Raw genomic sequence first — 19,321 nt, forward strand, 5'->3', positions numbered from 1 at the left:
GCACGTTCCCACGAAAAACGGGGAAAAGCATCGTGACGGGCATCACTTCGGACGATGTCCGGCAATCGCCGATCACCTTGGCGGGCACGCAGCGAAACGAAGTGATCGCCGCCGGCAAGCGAACACCGGCCCTCGGCCTGACGCATGACCTCACCGGCGCGGATTCGATGGCCCCAATGGCGAAACCACGATCGGCACAAAATAATTGCCCAGCCAGCGATCAAATGGAATCGTTGGAGTTGTCCGACTCCGATCGATGCGCGCAGACTGGTCATGTACCCTCTGGAGATTGTCATGCCACCAGCCAAGAAAGCAGCCTCCGCCAAGAAGGCAGCCGTCCCGGCCAAAAAGGCCGCTCCGGTCAAACAGGCCGCGCCTGTCGCCAAGAAGGCCGCGGCGGCGAAAACGGCCGCCAAAGCCGCGCCACAGATCACGGTCACGCTGAAGCAGATCGCCGCCGAGTTGGCTGAAGGCCGCGACCTGCCGAAGAAGCAGGCGGAGAGCCTGCTGAGTGAATTGGTGACGCTCACCGCCCAGCATCTCAAGAAGGGGAACAAGATCCGCCTGACCGGACTTGGCGTCCTCGAGGTCAGGAACCGGGAGGCGCGGATGGGACGGAATCCGGCGACGGGTGAAGCCATTCAGATCAAGGCGAGCAAGAAGATCGCCTTCCGGCCGGCGAAGGAGCTCAAGGAGGCGGTGTAGGCCGGGGCTTGCCGCTCTTGTCGTGACGTCGATTACCATCGCCATTGCCGAAACCCCTGGCACCGTCCGCTGGCCCAGCGCGTTCTACGTCGCCGGAATCGAATAGATCATGGCGCCCGGATTGGCGGTCGCATCGCGCCGCCGCCGGAGGCACATGCCGGTTGGCGGCGCGACAACACGCTGGACTGCGACTGCCGGACGCTTGCGCGATTTCTGGACGATGCCAGGCAACCGGCCTGGACTTTTGCCGCGGCGGAACCCGTGCGCCGCCACGTGGAGGCGACAATCCGCTCCGCACACTGCGATGTCGATACGAAGACGGAAAAGCGCGGCCACCCGCGTCGGCTGGTCTGCACCAAAAACCAGACCAGTTATCGGCGCCGGTGCGTTCAGCGCGAAAACGACTTGGCCAAACACGCGCGACTCAAGGCATAGTGCCACCGAACCGAAGCCGTGGCACATTGCTCCACGCTCTTGTGAGGATGCTGGATATCCTCGGCCACGACCCAACTTAATGGGTCCTCAACGACACGGATCGCCATGTCACCGACTATCGATGAAATCGAAGCCGCCGATCGGCGTGCGCGCGAGTGGCAGTGGCCAACGGCGGAACCGCTGCCCATCGGCACGCAACAGCACCGCGACGCCGCCTGCCGGATGTTCCACGACACGTTCAACCCGTACAAGCCATCAGTCATCGAATGGCCGAAACTGGAGCCGGAGGCGCTGGAACGGCTGACCAGCCTGCCGATCTGGGACATCGCGGTGAATACCGAGACGAAGGCCCGCGCACGTATGATCGCATACGGCGAGTCGGTGGACGACGCGGCGTGGCGGGAGGCGATCAGCCGCAATGGCTGGGAAGAGGGCCGGCACAAGGAGGTGCTGGCCAACCTCGTTTCCAGCTACGGCATCAAGCTGGCGCCCGAACCGCCCGACCGGCTGCCGGCCGATCCGGAATGGGGCTACCTGGTTACCGGCTACTCCGAATGCATCGACAGCTTCTTCGCCTTCGGCCTGTTCGAGGTCGCCCGCCGGTCCGGCTACTTCCCCCCTGCCCTGGTGGACACGTTCGAGCCGGTGATCCAGGAGGAGGCGCGTCACATCCTGCTGTTCGCCAACTGGCTGGCCTGGCACCGCAAGCGATTGGGACCCTTGCGGCGGATCCGTTTCGAACTTCGGGTGGCCAGGGCGTGGATTTTCCTGGGGTGGGAGCGGATCGGCCTGGCGCGGGACATGGATGGCGGCAGCGCCAAGAAACCGGCGGTCGACAACAACTTCACCCTGACCGGCAGCAAGGCTGTGAGTGACGTGGACATCAATCCGCTCGATTTGATGGTGATCTGCCTCAGCGAAAACGATCGTCGCTTCGCCGGCTACGACTTGCGCCTGCTGCGCCCGACCACCACCCCGGCGCTGGCACGCCTGGCGGTGCGTCTCGGCCGGCTGTTCCGGCGGCGTTCGGCGGACAAGGCCATGAAACCGGAGACGTTCTGATCTGTTAAGCCTCGGCGTGCGTAATTCTGGTATTGGGATCGGCTATCGTCCGACATAATGTGGTTACAGTCTGCTGGTGGAGTGTCATCCATGACGTCAACAGTCTTATCGTCAACGGTCTCATCGATGGTGCGCCGGACGACGGTCGCGGTGGCATTGTGCGCGGCGATGGTTGGTTTGGCGGGCAGTCCCGCCCAAGCAAGGGTGTTTGTCGGGTTCGGTTTTCCGTTTTACGGCCCGGCCTACTATCCGCCGCCGGTGTACTATCCGCCGCCGCCGGTTTATTATGCGCCGCCACCCGTCGTTTATGCACCACCGGTGCAGGCTTACAGCCAGGCCCCCGGGCCGAGTGGCCAGACATGTTATGCCGGTCCTTATGTGTGTCCGATGGAACGTCCGACCGTGACGGGCGCCAGTTGCTATTGTTCCGGCAATGGCGGCGCGCGGGTATGGGGTAGAGCAAACTGATGCCGGCGGGCCGCGCCCGGCCCTCCCGCTCACCGCACCGGACAAACAGTCCAGATGGTTCCACACCGGAACGAGCGGATGATGCGGCGCCGGCCCACGTCTCGGCGATCGAGGATTATGCCCTGATCGGCGACTGCCGTACCGCGGCGCTGGTCAGCAAGGACGGCTCGATCGATTGGCTGTGCTGGCCGCGTTTCGACAGCCCTGCCTGTTTCGCCGCCCTGCTGGGGTCGCCCGACAACGGACGCTGGCGGATCGCCCCGGTGGCGACGCCGGTGAAAGTCACCCGGCGCTACTGGCCCGGCACGCTGATCCTGGAAACTCTGTTCGAGACGGCGTCCGGATCGGCCGCGTTGATCGACTTCATGGCGGTGGAGAAAGACTCGGTCGTCCGCATCGTTGAAGGCCGCACCGGTTCGGTGGAGATGCAATTCGACCTATGCATGCGCTTCGAATACGGGTCGGCGGTGCCGTGGGTGACTCGGTTGAACCACGGCAGCGGAATCAGGGCGATCGCCGGTCCCGACCAGGTGGTGCTGCAGTCCGACGTCAAGCTGCACGGCCGGTCGATGACCACGGTGGCATCGTTCACGGCGGAGCCCGGCCAGCGGACCCGGTTCGTGCTGACCCACGCCGCGTCGCATCTGCCGCTGCCGATCCCGCCGCACGCGGATCAGGCGCTGGACGACACCGATGCCGCCTGGACGTCTTGGACCGGACGCGGCGCGTACCGCGGAACTTACCGGGACGCGGTGCAACGCTCGCTGCTGACGCTGAAGGCGCTGAGCTACTACCCCACCGGCGGCATCGTGGCGGCGCCGACGACGTCCCTGCCCGAGCGGCTGGGCGGATCGCGGAACTGGGATTACCGGTTTTGCTGGCTGCGGGACGCGACGTTCACGCTGCTGGCCCTGATGCATGCCGGGTATCGAGAGGAAGCGCAGGCCTGGGGTGCCTGGCTGCGCCGCGGCGTCGCCGGTTCACCGGATCAGTTGCAGACGCTGTATGGCCTGGGCGGTGAGCGCTGGGCGCAAGAATGGGAAGTGCCGTGGCTGTCCGGTTATCAGGGCGCCAAGCCGGTTCGCGTCGGCAACGCCGCCAGCGCCCAGCTACAATTGGATGTCTACGGCGAACTGATCGATGCGTTGTATCAGGAATCCGTCCTGGGCCTGGCGCGTCCGGCGGCGAGTTGGCCGCTGCAACGCAGCCTGGTCGGCCATCTGGAGAAAATCTGGACCGATCCGGATGAGAGTATCTGGGAGGTGCGTGGCGACGCTCGGCATTTCACCTTTTCCAAGGTCATGGTGTGGGTGGCGCTGGACCGGGCGATCCGCGGGGCTGAACAGTTCGGGCTGCCGGCGCCGCTGGACCGCTGGCGAGCGCTCCGCACCGAGGTTCATGCGAGAGTGTGCCGCGAGGGGTTCAACGCGGCACGCAACAGCTTCGTGCAGGCGTTCGGAGGCGATACACTGGATGCCAGCCTGCTGCTGATCCCGCTTGTGGGATTCCTGCCGGCGGCCGATCCGCGGGTGATCGGCACGGTGGCGGCGATCGGCAGCGACCTGATGGTAGACGGGCTGGTCCGGCGCTATCACACGGACGAAGCCGACGACGGGCTGACAGGCGGCGAAGGCGTCTTCCTGGCGTGCAGCTTCTGGTATGTCGATAACCTGGCCTTGCAGGGGCACGAGGAGGAGGCGCGGGCGATGTTCGAACGCCTGCTGGCGTTGGCGAACGATGTCGGGCTGCTGGCGGAGGAATACGATCCGGTGGGGCACCGTCAGCTCGGGAATTTTCCGCAGGCGTTTTCCCATCTGGCGCTGATCAACACCGCGTTGAACCTGGATACGCACACCGGCCCGGCAGCACAGCGCAGCCAGGGGGATGATCCGGCGAGCGAGTATTAGGCCCCAGCAGCTTTCCGAGGTGGCGTATCCGTCGCGTCCGCCGCCCCGCGACGATCAATCCGGCCCCGGCGACGCAACAGATGACCAGGAACGTGCTGGGCAATATCAGCGCGAGAGCCGCCTTCAAAACGATGTGCAATGGCAGGCTCTTTCGGTTCCATCGCCGGCGGCGTGGATGTCACGCGGGATGTGCTGATCGAGCCTTTTATTGGCTGACACAACGCCAGCCAAGACGTCCATGCGGCCCCGTCACGATTGCTCCCAGGGCGGCGGCGCATCGTGACGGTGAGATACCCTTCCCTCGCTAATCCCGCACCGGAATCAGGCTATCCAGCACCTCCGCCATGGTGTCGAACAGCATCGTCCGCTTCATGGCGGGCTGCACGACGATGCCATCGCCTGACCGCCAGATCATCCAGCGGCGAAACGCCCGGTTACCGTCATAGAGGCCGATCAGTTCGTCATACTCATCGTCGTCGACGCAGATATCGAGTTCGATCGACATGCGAAGATCGTGGTAGTTCGCCCAGCCCTGCAGCATCAGCAGATCGGGGATATCGAAAGAAAGGCCAGTCGGAGTCTTCACGGTTGCGCGGGGCAGTTGCACTGGAACCTCCTCATCTCGGCTGACGGTCAATCACCGGCACTCACGGACATGTGATTATCTGCGTCACGCGGACGTGAAGTCGCAACACCTATTTTTGAAAGAAATCATAGGCGAACGACTCACGGATCCGTGATCGGACGCGAAGCGATCCAGCGGCGCCAAGCCTTTGAAATATCTATTTACCTCGCGATATTCGATGCTTGTGGCGATATTTTTACAATGTGCACTAATTGCGCAAACTAGTTTCTATTTGTTTATGATTTGGCTCGGGCGAAAATTCGGTGCGAATTCGGCTGCTAGAGTCAAGTTACCAAATAATCATGTAAGCGCACCTATTCCGCGCTGACCGGACCCGCACGCGGGATCGCCAGGCGCCGCCCGGCCAGCCGTTCCAGCGCGAGATAGACCACCGGCGTGGTATACAGCGTCAGCATCTGGGACACGATCAGCCCGCCCACGATGGCGATGCCCAGCGGCCGTCGCAGCTCCGACCCGGTGCCGAAGGCGAAGGCCAGCGGCAGCGCGCCCAGCAGCGCCGCCAGGGTCGTCATGGTGATCGGGCGGAAACGCGCCAGGCAGGCGGCGTGGATCGCCTCGAACGGCGACAGGCCGTTCTGCCGCTCCTGCTCCAGCGCGAAATCGACCATCATGATGGCGTTCTTCTTGACGATCCCCATCAGCAGGATGATGCCGATCATCCCCATGATCGACAGTTCGGTACCGGTCAGCCACAGCGCCAGCAGCGCGCCGAGGCCCGCCGACGGCAAGGTGGAGATGATCGTCAACGGGTGCAGCAGGCTCTCGTACAGCACGCCCAGCACGATGTAGATGGAGATCAGCGCGGCGCCGATCAGCAGCGGCTGGGTGGCGAGCGACTTTTGCAGGAACTGCGCGTTGCCGGCGAAGTTGGTGCGCACGTCCTCGGGCATGCGCAGCTCGCGGGTGGCGTCCTCCACCGCGGTTTCGGCAGTGCCCAGCGCCATGCCCGGCGCCAGGTTGAAGCTGATGGTGGCAGCGGCGAACTGGCCCTGGTGGCGCACCGCCAGCGGGGCCGTTGCGCGTTCAAACCGAGCCACGGCGGACAGGGGGATCTGGGCGCCGCTGGCGGAGCCGACGTAGAGCCGGTCCAGCAGGGACGGATCGATCTGCAGCTTGGGATCGATTTCCAGCACGACCTTGTACTGGTTGCGCTGCGCATAGATGGTGGAGACCTGCCGCTGCGAGTACGCGTTGTTCAGTGCATTGTCGATATCAGTGGTCTGCACCCCCAGCCGAGCAGCAGCGTCGCGGTCGATCGTCACGTTGATCTGCGGGCCGGCTTTGTCCTGGTCGGAGGCGACGTCGACGATCCCCGGCGTCTGCTTCAGCTTTTCCTCCAGCGCCAGCGCCCAGTGCCGCATCTCACCCAGATCCTGCGCGACCAGGGCGTATTGGTACTGCGAGCCGCCCTGCCGGCCGCCACCGCGCAGGTCCTGGGCGGAGAACAGAAAGGTCTGGATCCCGTCCACCCGGGCCAGTTTGTCGCGCAGCCGGTCGATCACAGCGTCGGAGGCGATGCCGCGCTGGCTCAGCGGCTTCAGGCTGATGGTCATCCAGCCACGGTTCATCGACGACCAACCGGAGGCGACGCCGACGTTGGAGGCCACGGTGTCGATCGCCGGATCGGCCAGCAGAACGTCCACCGCCTGGCGCTGCCGGTCTTCCATGGTCTGGAACGACACGTTCGGATCGGCCTGGGTGGCGCCCATAATGATGCCGGTGTCCTGCTGCGGCATGAAACCTTTCGGCACCAGGCCGTACATCCGCACCGTCAGCACCACGGTCAGCAGGGTGACCAGCAGCATGAACACACGATGCGCCAGCGCCCAGTCCAGGGTGCGCGCGTAGAACCGTTCGACGCCGGTCAGCGCACGATCGATGGCGCGCCACAGCAGGCCATGGCCGTCCCGTGGTGGCTCGACGGTCATGTAGCGGCCGCACAGCATCGGCGTCAGCGACAGCGACACCACGGCGGACACGGCGATCGCCATGGTGAGAGTCATGGCGAACTCGTGGAACAGCCGGCCCAGGATGCCACCCATGAAGATCAGCGGGATGAACACCGCGACCAGGGAGATGCTGATCGACATCACGGTGAAGCCGATCTGCCTCGCGCCGAGGATCGCGGCTTGCAGCGGCGGGGTGCCGCGTTCGGCGTGGCGGACGATGTTCTCGATCATCACGATGGCGTCGTCGACCACGAAGCCGACCGACACCGTCAGCGCCATCAGCGAGAAATTGTCGATCGCGTAACCCATGAACCACATGCCGGCCAGCGTGCCCGCGATCGACAGCGGTACCGTGACGGCGGCGGCGACGGTCGGGATCAGCCGGCGCATGAAGATCAGCACAACCATCAGGACCAGCACGATGGTGATCAGCATGGTGTATTGCACATCGTCCACGCTGGCTCGGATCGTCGTGGTGCGGTCGGAGATGACCGAGACCTGGATGCCGGGCGGCAGCCATCGCATCAGTTGCGGCAGCAACGCGCGCACACCGTCGGCGGTCTGGATGACGTTGGCCCCGGCCTCCTTGCTGATGGTCAGCAGGATCGCCGGCTGCTTGCCGTCCCAGGCGGCCAGACGGGTGTTGGCGGTGGCGTTGATAACGCTGGCGACGTCGGATAGCCGCAGGATGGCGCCGTTGGCGGATTTGACGATCAGCGGGCGGTATTGCGCGGCCTGCCAGATCTGGCCGTTGGTGCCGATCGTCTCAGCCTGGTCGGGGCCCTCGAAACCGCCCAGTGGTTCCAGCACGTTGGCATTGCGGACCGCAGTGTAGACGTCCTGGCCGGACAGCCCGGCGGCGGCCAGCCGCACCGGGTCGAGGCGGATGCGGACGGCGGGTTTTTCTGCGCCGTTGACGGTGACCTGGGCGACTCCCTGGGATTGCGACAGGCGCTGCGCCAGCACGGTGTCGGCGGCGTCGTAGATCTGCGCCGTGGACAAGGTAGCCGAGGACAGCGCGATCACCATGACCGGGGCGTCGGCGGGGTTGAACTTGCGGTAGAACGGGCGGGTGGGCAGGTCGGACGGCAGGTCCACCGTCGCGGCGTTGATCGCCGCCTGCACGTCGTGCGCGGCGCCGTTGATATCGCGGTCGATGTCGAACTGGATGATGATGGAGGTGTTGCCGATCGCCGAGGTGGAGGTGATCTCCGTCACGCCGGCGATTTCGCCCAGGTGGCGTTCCAGCGGCGCGGCGATGGAGTTGGCCATGGTTTCCGGATCGGCGCCGGGGCGGGCGGCGAAGACGACGATGGTGGGGATGTCGATGCTGGGCAGCGCGGCGACCGGCAGGAAGCGATAGGCGACGATGCCGGACAGCATCAGGCCGACGGACAGCAGGATGGTGGCGACGGGGCGGCGGATGAAGGGGGTGGAGAAGTTCATGGGTCGGGTGGCCGCGGGCGCCGGGCGTTGGCGTTCGCCATCGCGGCGGGGCCGTTACGACGCCTCGGGATCGGGAAGCAGATCATCGGCACGGACGCGCAACGCAAGGCGTGCGTACAGCCGACCACGACACAATGGAGTAAGTCCGCGTCATTATCTGGCTTATTGCGATCGTCATCGCCTATTCCGCCACCACTGGTGCAGATGACCTTGGGCCTGACTTGCGTGCCCGCAGATGCTCGAACGCCAGATAGATCGCGGGCGTGGTGTACAGCGTCAGGAATTGGGACAGCAGCAGGCCGCCGATGATGGTCACACCCAGCGGGTAGCGCAGTTCCGAACCGGCGCCGCGTTCCAGAACCAGCGGCAGTGCGCCGAGAAGCGCGGCCATGGTGGTCATCATGATGGGACGGAAGCGCAGCAGGCAGGCCTCCCGCATCGCGTCCTGCGGCGCCAGGCCGCGGGTGCGTTCGGCCTCGATCGCGAAATCCACCATCATGATGGCGTTTTTCTTGACGATCCCCATCAGCAGGACGATGCCGACCAGGGCGACCAGCGACAGGTCGATGCCGCACACCAGCAGCGCCAGCAAGGCGCCGATCCCGGCCGACGGTAGCGTGGACAGGATGGTGAGCGGGTGGATCCAGCTTTCGTAGAGCACACCAAGCACAATGTAGATCACCACCACGGCCGCCAGGATCAGCCAGGGTTCAGCGGACAGCGACGACTGAAACTCGGCCGCGTCCCCGGCATAGCCGCCGGTGATGGTTTCCGGCATGGCGATGGCCTGTTCGGCTCGGGCCACCGCTTTGACGGCCTGACCGAGCGAATGACCACGCGCCACGTCGAAACTCAGGGTGACGGCCGGGAATTGCTCTTGATGCGAGATCACCAGAGGCGCGGTGACTTTCTCGATCCGCGCGATGGCGGACAACGGCACCTGGACGTCGTTGAGGCCCGGAACGCGCAGCAGGCGCAGGCTGTCGGGGTCGGCTTGCCACAGCGGATCGGCTTCCAGCACCACGCGGTACTGGTTGGCCTGGCCGAAGATGGTGGAAATCTGGCGCTGGCCGAAACCGTCGTAGAGCGTGTCCTCGATGGCCTGCATGGAGACGCCGAGGCGCATGGCGGCGTCCCGGTCGACATGGATAAAGGTTCGGAAACCATCGTCCTGCTGGTCGCTGGCGACATTGCGGAGGTCCGGCAGGGTGGCGAGTTTGGCCTTCAGCTTCGGCGCCCAGGCGGCGAGTTCCGCGGCGTCGGTGTCGATCAAGGTGTACTGGAACTGGGTCCGGCTGACCCGGCTGCCGATCTGGATGTCCTGGACCGGCTGGAAGAAGGCGGTGATGCCGGGAATGCCGGCGATCTGCCGCTGCATGCGGGCGATGACGGCGTCCATCGGGTCGCGCCTGCCGATTGGTTTCAGCGCGAGGGTCAGCCGGCCGGTGTTGGGGGTCGTGTTGATGGTGCCGGCACCGGCGAACGCGACAACCCCGGTCACCGCCGGGTCGCGGCGGATGATCGCGGCCATGCGGGTCTGCAAGGCGACCAGCTTGGGGATCGAGGCGCTTTGCGCGGCCTCGGTCACCGCCAGGATGACGCCGGTGTCCTGGCGCGGCAGGAAGCCTTTGGGAACGATCGTGTAAAGATAAAGCGTGCCGACCAACGTCAGGGCGCCGATGGCCAGGACGAAGGCGTGGTGGCGGAAACTCCAGTCCAAGGTGCGGCGGTAGCCGGCCAGCAGCACGTCGAAGCCTCTTTCGCTGGTGCGGGCGATCAAGCCGGGCGTGCGGTCACTGGCGGGGCGCAGCAAGCGGCCGCACATCATCGGCGTTAGGGTCAGTGAGACGATCGCCGAGACGATCACCGACACGGCGAGCGTGACCGAGAACTCCTTGAACAACCGCCCGACCACGCCGGTCATGAACAGCAGCGGGATGAAAACGGCGATCAGCGAAACGGTCAGCGAAACGATGGTGAAACCGATCTGCGCAGCGCCTCGGAAGGCGGCCTCCAGCGGCGGCACGCCGCGTTCGATGTAGCGCACGACGTTCTCGATCATGACGATGGCATCGTCGACGACGAAGCCGGTGGCCACGGTCAGCGCCATCAGCGACAGGTTATCCAGGCCGAAACCCAGTAGTTGCATGACGCCGAAGGTGCCGATCAGTGACAGCGGCAGGGCGACGGCCGGGATGAACGTCGCCCGAGCGCTGCGCAGGAACACGAAGATCACCAGGACGACCAGCACGACGGACATGATCAGGGTGTATTGGACATCGGCGACCGAGGCCTTGATCGTCTGGGTGCGGTCGGTCACGACGGCGATCCTGATCCCGGACGGAATGGCCTGGCGCAGCCTCGGCAACGCCTCTTTGATGGCCTGGACGGTCTGCACGATGTTGGCGCCGGGCTGGCGCTGGATGTCCAGCACCACCGCCGGCGTACCGTTATACACCGCCGCGACGCGGTCGTTCTCGACGCCGCCGATCACGCTGCCGACGGCGGACAGACGCACCGGGGCGCCGTTGCGCCAGGCGATGACGAGGTTTCGATAGGAAGCGGCATCGACAAGCTGGTCGTTGGCACCCAGCGCGAAGGCCAGGCGGGGTCCGTCGAAGCCGCCCTTGGCGCCGTTGACATTGGCAGCGGCGACGGCGGTGCGGACATCCTCCATCGCCAGGCCGTAGGCGGCCAGCCTGGCGGGATCGACGCGGACGCGGACAGCGGGCCGCATGCCGCCCTGGACGGTGACCCGCCCTACCCCGTCAATTTCGGATAATTTCGGTTGCAGCAGGGTATCGGCGGCGTCGCTGACGGTGTCGATCGGCAGGCCGTCGGAGGTCAGCGCCAGGGTCAGGATCGGCGCATCGGCGGGGTTCACCTTCGAATAGGTGGGCGGATACGGCAGGTTCAGCGGCAGCGTCCCGGCTGCCGCGTTGATAGCCGCCTGCACATCCTGTGCGGCTGAATCCATCGATCGGTTCAGGTCGAATTGCAGGGTGATCTGACTGGTGCCCTCGGCGCTTTGGGAGGTCATCAGCAGCAGGCCGGGGATTTGACCGAACTGGCGTTCGAGTGACGCGGTGATCAGCGTCTCGGTCGTTTCGGGGCTGGCACCGGGCAGTTGGGTGACGACCTGGATGGTGGGGAAATCGACCTCAGGCAGTGCCGAAACCGGAAGAGCGCGGTAACCCAGCGCACCGGACAGCAGGATTCCGATCGCCAGCAGCCAGGTGGCGATTGGCCTCGCAATGAAAGGCGCCGAGATGTTCATCCGTGGGACCCGGGGCGAAGCAGGATGGTTGGGTATTTTATCCGACCTTCGACCCGGAACTTTACGGTCAACCGCATGGCGATCCAAGCGGCGTCGCCGCCCGAAGGCCAGGAATCGGCCCGCTCATTTGGCAAGTCGTCGGCACGGATGATAGTTTCGGCGCAACCCGAGGGGACGAAACGTAGATGAGCCGTATCGACAGCGCGATCAACATTGACGACCTGAAACGCCTGGCGAAGCGCCGCCTGCCAAAGATCATGTACGACTTCATCGAAGGCGGCGTGGAGGATGAGGTCGGGTTGCGCACCAATGCCAACGCCTTCCGCGATCTGCGCCTGGTGCCTCGCTATTACGTCGATACGTCGAAGCGTCATCAGAAGACCACACTGTTCGGCCGCACCTATGCCAGCCCGTTCGGCATCGCGCCCACCGGCATGGCCGGGGCCTTCCGCAAGGATGCCGAACTGTATTTGTCGCAGGCGGCGGCGGAGGCGGATATCCCCTACCTGATGTCCGGCGCGTCCAATGCGTCGATGGAAGACGGTGCGAAACTGGCCGGCAAGAACCTGTGGTATCAGATCTATGGGTCGCGGGAGCGGTCGTTTCAGCTCGATCTGGTGAAGCGGGCGATCGACCTGGGACTGACCACGATCGCGGTGACCTGCGACGTGCCGGTGTCGTCGAACCGGGAACGCAACCGCCGCAACGGGTTCGTCCGGCCGCTGAAGATGACGCTGCCGACGATCCTGGAGGCGATGCTGCACCCGGCGTGGGTAATCAACTACTACCGCACCGGTGGGCTGCCGATGCTGGGCAACTGGCAGCGCTACGCGGCGCAGAATGCGACGCCGGACCAGGTGGCCGACCTGTTCGCCAAGCAGACGCCCGATCCCAGCCAGACGTGGCGGGACCTGGAGGCGATCCGCAACGCCTGGCCGGGTAAGCTGCTGGTGAAGGGCGTGATGCACCCGGAAGACGCACGCATCGCCGTCGGCATGGGCGTGGACGGTCTGCTGGTGTCCAACCACGGCGCCAGGCAGTTGGACAATATGCCGTCGTCGCTGGAGATGCTGCCGATGATCCGGTCCGCTGTGGGTCCGGATGTGCCGCTGCTGCTGGACAGCGGGGTGCGCCGGGGCTCCGACATCGTAGCAGCATTGTGCATGGGGGCGGATTTCGTGCTGACCGGACGGGCGACGCTGTATGGGGCGACGGCGGGCGGGCTGGAAGGGGTAAAGAAGGCGGTTTCCATCCTGCAACGCGAGATCGACCTGGTCATGGGGCAGATCGGCGCCCTGACCCCCGAGGCGCTCGGGCCCGAATATCTGCTGGATACGGTACGTTCGGAGGAAGAACGGCGGAATACCGGGGCGATGGTTGGGCGGCGATGAGTTTGGGGTAGAGGGTCGGCCGGCGGGCGGTTGGGGTCTCGATCAACTCAATCAGAAGTGTGCAAATTCGGTCCCGTTACGCGCACGAGATCATACCGCGCGTATTCCTTCGTCGCGGCAATCGCGATGTGGGCACGAATCGCCTCGACCCAATCAATGATGTCCTACGCACCGAGACGCGCGGCATCGCGGATCGCCTCGTGCAATGCGGCATCGAGGATAGCCACTCAGAAGCCCCAAAACCCTGGCGCCCCCGGCGCAATCGGCCTAAGCCCCGCCCATGTCATTCCCCCCAGTCCACCCAGTGCTCGACGCGGCACTCGTCACGCGCGGCTACCTCGAACCCACCGAAGTGCAATCGGCGGTGCTTCAGCCGGAGGCTGAAGGCCGCGATCTGCTGGTCTCCGCCCGCACCGGATCCGGCAAAACCGTCGCCTTCGGCCTGGCCGCCGCATCGACCCTGATGCCGGACGGCGACATGCCCGCCCCCGGCGCACCCATCGCCCTGGTTGTCGCCCCCACCCGTGAACTCGCGCTGCAGGTCCAGACCGAACTCGCCTGGCTTTACGCCCGAGCGCGCATCGCGTCCTGCGTCGGCGGCATGGACATCAGGCGGGAAGCGCGCGCACTCCACGCCGGCTGCCACATCGTCGTCGGCACCCCCGGCCGCCTGGGCGACCATCTTCGCCGAGGCAACCTGAACCTCGCCGCCCTGAAAGTCGTGGTGCTGGACGAAGCCGACGAGATGCTCGACCTCGGCTTCCAGGAGGAGTTGGAGTTCATCCTCCAGGCGGCGCCCGAAGACCGCCGCACCATGCTGTTCTCCGCCACCATCCCGCACGACATCGCCAAGCTCGCTCGGAAATATCAGCGCGACGCCCTGCGGATCGACACGATCGACCGCACGCAGCCGCACGACGACATCGAATATCGCGCTATCACCGCTGCCGGCCACGAGAGCGAGGCGGCATTGGTCAACATCCTGCGCTGGTATGAAGCCCCCGGCGCACTGGTATTCTGCGCGACCCGCGACACCACCCGCCGCCTGCACCTCGCGTTGGTGGAACGAGGCTTCTCCGCGGTGATGCTGTCCGGCGAACTGAGCCAGCATGAACGCACCACGGCGCTGGATTCGTTGCGGTCCGGGCGCGCCCGCGTGGGTGTATGCACGGATGTGGCGGCACGCGGGCTCGACTTGCCCGCATTGGACCTGGTGGTGCACGCCGACCTGCCCACCAACCCGGAAACGCTGCTGCATCGCAGTGGGCGCACTGGACGGGCGGGCCGCAAGGGGGTGTCCGTGCTGATTGTGCCGCACGCCAAGCGCCGCCGGGCCGAACAGGTGACGAGCGCGGCGCGCGTGCGGGTCGCCTGGTCCGGTGCACCCAATGCCGAAGACATCAACGGCCGCGACAGGGAACGTCTGCTGACCGACCCGATGCTGGAGGCGCCGCGGGACCAGGAGCGTGCGGATGCCGAGGCGCTGCTGGCCGCCCATGATCCGGTTACCATCGCCGCCGCGTTGCTGCGGCTGTATCGGCGGCAATTGCCCCCGCCCGAAACGATCAGTCCGCCGCCACAGCCGGTTGCCGAGCGGGATCCGGTCAGAAGGTCGGCGCCTCGGGCGGGTGTCCCGGCTGGCGAGTTCGTGCAGTTTCGCATCTCGGTCGGACGCAACAACAGGGCGGACCCGAAATGGATCCTGCCGCTGCTGTGCCGGCTGGGCAGCGTCACCAAGCGCGACATCGGTGCCATCCGGGTCTTCGACACCGATACGCGGTTCGAAATCAGCCGGGACATGAGCGCCGCATTCGCCGCGGCGACCGCCAATCTGCCGTCGAATGAGCCGCGGATTACCCAGGCCGGCGACGGTCCGATGCCCGCTCGGCCGCCCTTCCGCGGCAAGCCCTCCGGCCCAAGGCCTTACGCGCGGCGCCGCGCCTGACGGTCGGAAAATCAAGCTCCGGAGGAAATCGCTCCTTTCCGGGGACGAAAAAGCCGCACCGGATTTGCATATTTCCACAGCGGGACGGATAGTCGGGATGCCTTGGGATGGTCCCGGGGCAAGCGTTCTCAGGGCGGGGTGAAAGTCCCCACCGGCGGTGATTGCGAGCGATCGCATCAGCCCGCGAGCGCCCGCGTTCCCTCGGGAATGCGGGGTCAGCAGACTCGGTGCGATCCCGAGGCCGACGGTCACAGTCCGGATGGAAGAGAGCGCGAGGCTTCGCCATGCCCGCTCGCCCGCGCGAGGGGCCGGACGGGGAATCGTGCGCCCTGATTCTGGTCTCAACCGCTGACGAGGAAGCCATGAATCAGTCTGACACCACCACCACAACCACCCATGTCGACCGGAAGACGCAACGTATTGCGTTCGTCCAATCCGGCTGGCACCAGGACATCGTCAATCAGGGCCGCGACGCTTTCCTGGCGGAAATCGCTCGGCGTAGCGTGCCGCGCACCAGCGTCGACATCTACACTGTTCCGGGGGCGTTCGAAATTCCTCTCCACGCCAAGCTGCTGGCCAAAACCGGACGGTACGCCGCCATCGTCGCCTGCGGTTTCATTGTCGATGGCGGGATTTACCGCCATGAATTCGTTGCGAGCGCGGTCATCAACGCCCTGATGTCCGTGCAGCTTGAAACCGAGGTCCCGGTATTCTCCTGCGTGCTGACGCCACAACAGTTCCACGAGCACGCGGACCATCGCAATTTTTTCATCCAGCACTTTCTGATCAAAGGCGCCGAGGTGGCGACAGCTTGTCTCGATGCGCTTGTCGGTTTGGCAACGATCAATGAACTGACGCGCGCGGCCTGATACTGGCCGGGCAGACGACGTGCCTGTCGCCTGCCCGGCGCTGCCCTCCGCCGTTCCCCAAATACCAGAACAGCGAATATCCCCCGCGTATCTCGGTCACTACATACGAACAGCTTACAGAAACGAAATCGGGTCCACATCCACGTCCACCCGTCCGCCCCGAGGCACCTTCACCGTCCCCAGCCAGGCCCGCAGGATCGGCTGCACCGCCACATCCCGCCGCACCTTCAGCAACAGCCGCCGCCGGTGCCGCCCGCGCAGCAGCGACATCGGCGCCGGTGCCGGCCCCAGCACCACGATCCCGTCCCCCCGCGGCGCGGACCAACCCAGATCGCGCGCCAGCGTATCCGCCACGATCGCCGAATCCGCGCTGACGATCAGCGCCGCCAGCCGCCCGTACGGCGGCCATTCGCCATCGCGCCGGCTCTCGGCCTCGCTTGCCATGAACGCGTCCAGGTCGCCTTGCAGCAGCGCCTGCATCACCGGGTGGTCGGGGATGAAGGTTTGCAGCATGACGCGGCCGGGGGCTTCGGCCCGCCCGGCCCTGCCGGCCACCTGATGCAGCAACTGCACCGTCCGTTCAGAGGCACGAAGTTCCCCACCCGCCAGCCCTAGATCGGCATCCACCACCCCGACAAACGTCAGATGCGGGAAATGCCACCCCTTGGCGACCAACTGCGTGCCGATGATCAGGTCCACGGCGCGCGCCTCGATCTCATGCGCCGCCGCCGCGGCGGCATGCGGACCAGAGATCGTGTCGCTCGCCATGATCAGTCGACGAGCATCGGGGAAGACGGCGGCGGCTTCCTCGGTGATGCGCTCGATGCCGGGTCCGACGGGGGTCAGGCTGTCGGCGGCCCCGCAGGCCGGGCATTCCGGCGGGATCGGGATCGTATGCCCGCAATGATGGCAGAGAAGTTGTCCGCGCGTCCGGTGCTCGACCAGCCAGGCGGTGCAGTTCGGGCACTGCATCCGGTGCCCGCAATGCCGGCACAGGGTCAGGGGGGCATAGCCGCGGCGGTTCAGGAACAGCATCGCCTGCTCACCACCTGCCAGCGTCTCACGCACGGCCTGGACCAGGCCGGGGGCCAGGAACCGCCCGCGCTCCGGCGGGGTATCGCGCAGATCGACCAGAGTCACCACCGGCATCGACGCCCCCCCGTGCCGGCTGGGCAGCCGCAGACGCGCGTATCGCCCCGCCTCGACATTCGCCACCGTCTCCAGGCTGGGTGTCGCCGACACCAGCACGGCGGGCGCGTCGCAGAACCGGGCGCGCACCACCGCCATGTCGCGGGCGTTGTAGACGACGCCGTCCTGCTGCTTGAACGCCGCTTCGTGCTCCTCATCGACAACGATCAGACCCAGATCGGGGAACGGCAGAAACAATGACGACCGGGCGCCGACAACGACGGGCGCCTGACCCTCCGCCACGGCCTGCCAGGTGATTTTGCGGACCCGGGACGGCAGGTCCGAATGCCACACCGCCGGCGCCACGCCGAAACGGCGCTGGAACCGCTCGATCCATTGGGAGGACAGCGCGATCTCCGGCAGCATGACCAGAGCCTGACGCCCGGCGCGCAAGCATGCGGCGACGGCTTCCAGGTAGACCTCGGTCTTGCCGGAGCCGGTGACGCCGTCCAGCAACGTCACCGAAAATGCCCGAGCGGCCACGCCGTCCCGCAACGCGGCGGCCACGCCCTGTTGCTGGGCGGATAGTGCCGGGCCTTCGTGGTCCGGATCGGGGCGTATGAACGGCGCACCGGGGGCGGCTGTCTCGGCGACCAGCAGCCCGACATCGGCCATGCCCCGCAGGACGGCTGGACTGACGCCCGCCTCACGCAGCAGTTCGGCGGCCAGCCGGGGTTGCTGACGCGCCAGCACATCCAGCACACGCTGCCGAGGCGGTGTCATTCGCACCACCGGCAACGGGTCGGCGCGGCGGTAGCGGACGACTGGACGGGCTGAACCGGACAGCACCCGCAGCGCCATGGCCATCACCTCGCCGGGCGGCGACAGGGTGTAGGCCGCGATCCAGTCGACGAAGCGGCGCAGCGACTCACCCATCGGCGGGGTGTCGAGCACACCGACAACGCGCTTCAACTTGTGTTCGGGGACAGACTGGTCGGCTGGCGCATCCCAGACCACGCCGACTTCCTCGCGCCGGTTCAACGGGACCAAGACAACGTCGCCGGGCTTGACGTCCATATCCGGCGGGACGCGGTAATCGAACGGGCCAGGAAACGGATATGGCAGCAGTACCGGGACCCTGCGTTCGCGTTCTCCGCTCGGTTCTGACTGGAAGAGGGACACGCTATGGGACCGGCGTTACCGCGATGACCTGAAACCCGGGCTTAGCCGCAAATCGCTGAGTTGGCATGACGTTCTTTAACGATACCGCCGACCGGACGAAAGTCCCGGCGCCTGCCGGCGATGGTTTGGCGCGCTGAACGCCACCCGGCACGAATGGGACTGAAGCCGAACGCGCGGCCACCGTGCCGACATGGCTCAGCCACCAAAGTTGGGCTTGCGGATGAGCGGGATCACCACTCCCTTGCCGCGGACGATGGGCAAAAGCTGCCCGTTCCGGGCCAGTGCGGAGTTGCCGTCGGCCCCCCATGCCAGCGGTGCCGCCGGTGCCCACGCCCTGGGTGCATTCACGCCTCCCACCCGGGCGCTATGGGTCAGCAGCAGGTCGTCGGCGGGCACAAAGGGCCGTATCGCGTTGAACAGGTCGTCGACCGAATAAGGCTTCGGCAGCACCACGGTCGCACTGGCCTTTTCGGCCGCCGCCTTGACCTTGGGCGATGGTTCGGTCGCGGTCAGCACGATGGGCCGGCCGGTGTATCCGGCCCGCCGCCGGATGCGGGCGCAGGCGTCATAGGCCCCCAAATGCAATTTGGTATCCAGAACCACGAGATGCGCGACGGTCTGGCTGGCGTAAGCCTCAGCTTCCGGGCCGGAGGCGGCCAGCAGAACGGCAAAATCCAGACGCGTGAACTCCACGCGCAGGATACTGCTGATGATCGGATCGGGTTCGGCGATGATGACGATCGGGGGCGTTGACATGCCCCTGCATGATGGGCGGAAAAGGTTGATGAAGTGTTAAAGGGGTGCCAGGCCTGCCTCCATTCGGTTGAACCAAGCCCCAGGGAACCGAAAGCGCCGGAAATCGTTGCCATGCAATGCCGCCGGTGTGCGTGTGCCGGCGGGCGCAGGAACAG

General features: G+C 65.8%; 12 protein-coding genes and 1 riboswitch. Of the genes, 7 read left to right on the forward strand and 5 right to left on the reverse strand.

Translation table 11 applies throughout. The features are described 5' to 3' along the window. The first annotated feature begins 294 nt into the window (after positions 1-294). The 4 genes from GSQ89_RS23195 to GSQ89_RS23210 all read left to right on the forward strand — a co-directional run bounded on the left by GSQ89_RS23195 (position 295) and on the right by GSQ89_RS23210 (position 4,577). The gene (locus tag GSQ89_RS23195; protein ID WP_216856344.1) at positions 295-705 is read left to right on the forward strand and encodes an HU family DNA-binding protein; all 411 of its coding nucleotides are present in this window, start codon (positions 295-297) and stop codon (positions 703-705) included. 540 nt (positions 706-1,245) lie between these two features. After that, positions 1,246-2,202, forward strand: coding sequence for a ferritin-like domain-containing protein (locus tag GSQ89_RS23200; protein ID WP_158929688.1), 957 nt, complete (start codon positions 1,246-1,248; stop codon positions 2,200-2,202). 90 nt (positions 2,203-2,292) lie between these two features. Beyond that, a complete protein-coding gene (locus GSQ89_RS23205) occupies positions 2,293-2,670 on the forward strand; it encodes a hypothetical protein (protein ID WP_158929690.1) in 378 nt (125 codons plus the stop codon). Further along, the gene (locus tag GSQ89_RS23210; protein ID WP_158929692.1) at positions 2,670-4,577 is read left to right on the forward strand and encodes a glycoside hydrolase family 15 protein; all 1,908 of its coding nucleotides are present in this window, start codon (positions 2,670-2,672) and stop codon (positions 4,575-4,577) included. The genes GSQ89_RS23205 and GSQ89_RS23210 overlap by 1 nt, the downstream gene beginning before the upstream one ends. A 304-nt stretch (positions 4,578-4,881) precedes the next feature. On the opposite strand, the gene GSQ89_RS23215 is transcribed toward GSQ89_RS23210, so the two are convergent. The 3 genes from GSQ89_RS23215 to GSQ89_RS23225 all read right to left on the reverse strand — a co-directional run bounded on the left by GSQ89_RS23215 (position 4,882) and on the right by GSQ89_RS23225 (position 11,895). Continuing rightward, complete coding sequence (locus GSQ89_RS23215; protein ID WP_158929694.1) at positions 4,882-5,184, reverse strand: hypothetical protein; 303 nt, start codon at positions 5,182-5,184, stop codon at positions 4,882-4,884. 332 nt (positions 5,185-5,516) lie between these two features. Beyond that, positions 5,517-8,618: an efflux RND transporter permease subunit gene (locus tag GSQ89_RS23220; RefSeq protein WP_158929696.1), complete on the reverse strand. Its 3,102-nt coding sequence runs from the start codon at positions 8,616-8,618 to the stop codon at positions 5,517-5,519. Positions 8,619-8,799: 181 nt separating this feature from the next. Further along, positions 8,800-11,895, reverse strand: a complete 3,096-nt coding sequence (locus GSQ89_RS23225) for an efflux RND transporter permease subunit (protein ID WP_158929698.1) — start codon at positions 11,893-11,895, stop codon at positions 8,800-8,802. A gap of 185 nt (positions 11,896-12,080) precedes the next feature. Here GSQ89_RS23225 and GSQ89_RS23230 point away from each other — a divergent pair, with 185 nt between their 5' ends. From GSQ89_RS23230 to GSQ89_RS23240, 3 genes are all read left to right on the forward strand, one after another. After that, positions 12,081-13,286: an alpha-hydroxy acid oxidase gene (locus tag GSQ89_RS23230; protein ID WP_158929700.1), complete on the forward strand. Its 1,206-nt coding sequence runs from the start codon at positions 12,081-12,083 to the stop codon at positions 13,284-13,286. Positions 13,287-13,566: 280 nt separating this feature from the next. Further along, positions 13,567-15,231 carry a DEAD/DEAH box helicase gene (locus tag GSQ89_RS23235; protein WP_158929702.1) on the forward strand — a complete coding sequence of 555 codons (1,665 nt, stop codon included), beginning with the start codon at positions 13,567-13,569 and terminating at the stop codon, positions 15,229-15,231. A gap of 120 nt (positions 15,232-15,351) precedes the next feature. Beyond that, positions 15,352-15,506: riboswitch (FMN riboswitch) on the forward strand. Between the two features lie 87 nt (positions 15,507-15,593). Next, positions 15,594-16,100 (forward strand): 6,7-dimethyl-8-ribityllumazine synthase, encoded by a 507-nt coding sequence (locus tag GSQ89_RS23240; protein WP_158929704.1) that lies wholly within the window; start codon positions 15,594-15,596, stop codon positions 16,098-16,100. Positions 16,101-16,214: 114 nt separating this feature from the next. Here the strand turns inward: GSQ89_RS23240 and GSQ89_RS23245 are convergent, their stop codons facing one another. Then, positions 16,215-18,410 (reverse strand): primosomal protein N', encoded by a 2,196-nt coding sequence (locus GSQ89_RS23245; RefSeq protein WP_158929706.1) that lies wholly within the window; start codon positions 18,408-18,410, stop codon positions 16,215-16,217. Between the two features lie 195 nt (positions 18,411-18,605). Continuing rightward, entirely contained in the window at positions 18,606-19,166 is a 561-nt protein-coding gene (locus GSQ89_RS23250; protein WP_158929708.1) for a response regulator, read from the reverse strand. Between the last annotated feature and the right edge of the window lie 155 nt (positions 19,167-19,321).

The organism is Acidisphaera sp. S103, assembly GCF_009765975.1.
Taxonomy (GTDB): Bacteria; Pseudomonadota; Alphaproteobacteria; order Acetobacterales; family Acetobacteraceae; genus Rhodopila.

Bases quoted from the DNA above. Each gene is read 5' to 3' on its own strand.
- GSQ89_RS23195 (WP_216856344.1), top strand. From the start codon at position 295: ATGCCACCAGCCAAGAAAGCAGCCTCCGCCAAGAAGGCAGCCGTCCCG.
- GSQ89_RS23200 (WP_158929688.1), top strand. From the start codon at position 1,246: ATGTCACCGACTATCGATGAAATCGAAGCCGCCGATCGGCGTGCGCGC.
- GSQ89_RS23205 (WP_158929690.1), top strand. From the start codon at position 2,293: ATGACGTCAACAGTCTTATCGTCAACGGTCTCATCGATGGTGCGCCGG.
- GSQ89_RS23210 (WP_158929692.1), top strand. From the start codon at position 2,670: ATGCCGGCGGGCCGCGCCCGGCCCTCCCGCTCACCGCACCGGACAAAC.
- GSQ89_RS23220 (WP_158929696.1), bottom strand. From the start codon at position 8,618: ATGAACTTCTCCACCCCCTTCATCCGCCGCCCCGTCGCCACCATCCTG.
- GSQ89_RS23225 (WP_158929698.1), bottom strand. From the start codon at position 11,895: ATGAACATCTCGGCGCCTTTCATTGCGAGGCCAATCGCCACCTGGCTG.
- GSQ89_RS23230 (WP_158929700.1), top strand. From the start codon at position 12,081: ATGAGCCGTATCGACAGCGCGATCAACATTGACGACCTGAAACGCCTG.
- GSQ89_RS23235 (WP_158929702.1), top strand. From the start codon at position 13,567: ATGTCATTCCCCCCAGTCCACCCAGTGCTCGACGCGGCACTCGTCACG.
- GSQ89_RS23240 (WP_158929704.1), top strand. From the start codon at position 15,594: ATGAATCAGTCTGACACCACCACCACAACCACCCATGTCGACCGGAAG.
- GSQ89_RS23250 (WP_158929708.1), bottom strand. From the start codon at position 19,166: ATGTCAACGCCCCCGATCGTCATCATCGCCGAACCCGATCCGATCATC.